The organism is Peptostreptococcus sp., assembly GCF_977045075.1.
Genome location: NZ_CDRRTB010000096.1, coordinates 1 through 3,513, shown reverse-complemented (window position 1 = coordinate 3,513; position 3,513 = coordinate 1). Strand labels below are relative to the sequence as shown.

The 3,513-nt window shown below is 34.6% G+C and carries 3 protein-coding genes; all 3 read left to right on the top strand.

The window, feature by feature from the left end; translation table 11 throughout:
* On the top strand, positions 1 to 1,368 hold a 1,368-nt coding region (locus ACW6OJ_RS07220), incomplete at its 5' end, for an FMN-binding protein (RefSeq protein ID WP_456096160.1).
* A 158-nt stretch (positions 1,369 to 1,526) separates the two neighbouring features.
* On the top strand, positions 1,527 to 2,765 hold the full coding sequence (locus ACW6OJ_RS07215) for a 30S ribosomal protein S1 (RefSeq protein WP_293435338.1): 1,239 nt from the start codon (positions 1,527 to 1,529) through the stop codon (positions 2,763 to 2,765).
* 138 nt (positions 2,766 to 2,903) lie between these two features.
* Positions 2,904 to 3,513: DUF6056 family protein (locus ACW6OJ_RS07210; RefSeq protein WP_456096159.1), on the top strand; the 610-nt coding region annotated here is incomplete at its 3' end.

The following is a 3,513-nucleotide window of genomic DNA, read 5'->3' as shown; positions in this document are numbered from 1 at the left end:
AACAAAAAGCTAAAGGATGGAAGTTATGAAGGAAGAGGAATAGGCTTCAGAGGGGATGTAAAGGTCCAGGTTGATGTAAGTGGAGGCAAAATCTCAAATATTAATATAGTTGATAATGTAGACGATGTCCCATATTTTGACAAGGCCAAGTCCCTAGTAGGAACAATAATTTCAAAACAAACACCAAATGTAGACTCTATTTCAGGAGCAACATACTCATCAAATGGAATAAAATCAGCCGTGAGAGATGCCCTAAAGAAGGCAGGAGTAAGTAGCGAGGGTGACAATAATGATGAACTTAAAATAGAGCTATCTAGGCTAAAGGAAGAAAATCAAAAGCTAAAAGATACTATAAGTGATTTAAAGGCCAAGATAGGAGACTTAGAAAAAAATTCTCAAAAAGAAGATACTAACATAAGGATGAAGGATGGAAGCTACCAAGGAATTGGTATGGGATTCAAGGGGAATGTTAGGGTAGAAGTCAAGGTTACTGACGGAAAGATTGCTTCTATAAATGTCATTGACAATATAGATGATGCCCCATTCTTTGATAAAGCAAAGTCCCTGATACCTAATATTATATCCAGTCAGACTGCAAATGTAGATTCTGTTTCTGGAGCAACATACTCATCAAATGGAATAAAGTCAGCTGTGAGAGATGCCTTAAAGAAGGCAGGTTCTAGCCAGGAAAGTGTGAACAATGATGAAATAAACAAGAAGCTAGAAAAGCTTTCAAAGCTAGAAGAAAAGCTTAAGCAGATGAAGAAACTTAGTAAAGACCTAAGAAAGAAAGTTGAAAGTCTTGAGACTGAATCACAGAAATATATTGCTAATAAGAAGTTGAAAGACGGAAGCTACGAGGGTAGTGGAATAGGCTTTAGGGGCAATCTAAAGGTTGAAGTTGATGTGAGTGAAGGAAAAATATCGTCTATTAGGGTTGTTGAAAACGTGGATGATGCTCCGTACTTTGAAAAGGCCAGAGGTCTTATAACAAATATCGTGTCCGGTCAAACTCCAAATGTAGATTCAGTATCTGGTGCAACATATTCTTCAAACGGAATAAAGTCAGCAGTGAGGGATGCCTTGAAAAAGGCCTACATAGAGGAAGAAAAGTCAGATATTCAATCAGAAAATGATAAATTAAAAAAGGCCATAGAGGAAAATGAAAAAGTAGAGAATGAGATAAAAGCCCTGAGGGAAGAAAATACAAGCCTAAAAGAAAAAAACACATTGCTTATGTCAATTATTGATAGCTTGAAAAAGAAAATTCATGGTATTGCATATGGTGATCTAACTAAAGAGCTTTACGATAGTTTTATATCGGTTTTAAACAGTTCTGATGGTCTAAATACAGGAAAAGAAAATTAATTTTTAGAAGCCCAACCATTAATTTGGTGGGCTTCCTTTTGCAAAAGAAAAAAACATCAAAAAAAAATAAGAAAAAATACAATTTATCGTAAAATCTTGTTAATTATATGCTATAATATTAAATATGGATACTACGCGACGAAAGGATGTTTTTAATAATGGAAAATAATTTAACTATGCAAGAACTACTAGATATGCAAGAGCAAGAGCTTAGCAAGATTAATGTAGATGATGAAATTACAGGAAGGGTAGTAAAGATCAACCATGATAGTCTGGTTTTAAGCCTTGAAGTTGGTTTTGACGGGGTAGTACCTGCCAGCGAACTAAATCTTGAGAGAGGTCAGGACATAGAAGAAGCTTATAAGATAGATGACGAAGTTACTGGTATTATAACTAATATCAGCTATAAGGACGCTACAATTAAGATATCTGTTCTTAAGCTGGAACAGAGAAGTGATCTTAAGGAACTAATAGATGCCCTAGAAGAACGTAAGGTGATAAACGTTCATGCTTACAAGGCATTAGACAGAGGACTTTACGTTCAGTACAAGTCATACACAATGTTTATGCCAATATCTCAGATAGATACTAAGTTTGTAAAGGATACTAGTGAGTATGTTGGTAAGGATCTAGATGCTTATGTTAAGGAAGTAAATCCTAGAAAGAACAGGATAATAGTTTCTCATAGAGAGGTTGCCCAGGAAGTACTAGACGCTGAAAGAAAAGAAAGAAGAGCTAAGATAAAGGCTGAAAGAGAAGCTGAAAGAGCTAAGATAAAGGCTGAAAGAGAAGCCCTATTTGCATCACTTGTTGAAGGTGAAAAGAGAAAGGGTAAGGTTACAAATATCATGCCTTATGGTGCCTTCATAGATCTAGGTGGAGTAGAAGGACTAGCTCATATAAACAATCTATCTTGGACAAGAGTTGAATCAGTTGAGTCAGTATTAAATGTTGGTGACGAAGTTGAAGTATTTGTACAGAGTGTTGACCCAGAAACTAAGAGGATAGCCCTAGCCCTTAAGGATCCAGATCAGGACCCATGGAAGCTAATAGCTGACGAAGTTTCAGTGGGAAGTGTTGTAGAAGCTACTGTACTTAGAATAATTGAAAAGGGTGCTTTCCTACAGGTTAAGGAAGGTGTTGAAGCTTACCTGCCAATAGGTGAATTGAGCGAAGGTAGAGTTAACAAGGTAGAGGACGTTGTAAATGTTGGAGACACTGTTAAAGCTGCCATAATCAAGTTCAATGCTGATAACAAGAGAATGATGCTTTCAATAAGAGAATTAACTAGAGAACCAGAAGAAGATTTATCACAGTATATGTCAGTAGGTGATGATACTATAGGTAATATCGGAGATGTATTAAAAGAAAAGCATGAAACACCTGAAGCTGAATAATTTTTAATATGAACTTTAAGTTAGTAAAGAGGGTTGCGAGTGCAACCCTCTTTTATAAGTTATTTAATTTTGTGGGTAGATAGACTGAAATTTTAGCCAGTATAGGGGGCTGATTATATTATAACTTTAGGAGGTATTGTGAAAAAATTTAAAAAAATAAATTTGAATATTAATTTAAAAGAAGTTTTAAATTTTATGCCAGATATAGATTTTAATATAAATTTGAATATTAATTTTTTTATTGTACTTGTTCTTTTCATTGTTTTTTTATTGATGATGGCCTTAAATTCATATACTCCTCTCATTATTGATGATATGGTAAGGCTATTTACCAAGGATATGATAAGGATAGAAGGAATATCTGATATAATAGCCAATGAAAAATATAAGTATGCAAGCGTTAATCCATACCAGGTTGGAAATTTTATAGCAGGTATCTTATTAATTTTGAGTGATAGTCTTGCTGATTTTGTAAACTCTATTGGATTTTGTGTCCTTATATATATGATATCAAGTTACGGCTTTATCAGCAAAAAAGAGAGTTCAAGTGTTCAGTTACTAAATGCCGGCCTAGTTTTACTTGTATTTCTACTTATGTGGGTTTCGATTCCAAAATTTGGCAATACTTTTTTGATGATTCCAAGTATAGCCAAGTATGTATGGGTGCCCATATTATGTCTACTTGTCATAACTAACGCAAGAAAAATTGTTATAACTAGCCAAGCTGATGGACAAATGGTGGGTATTT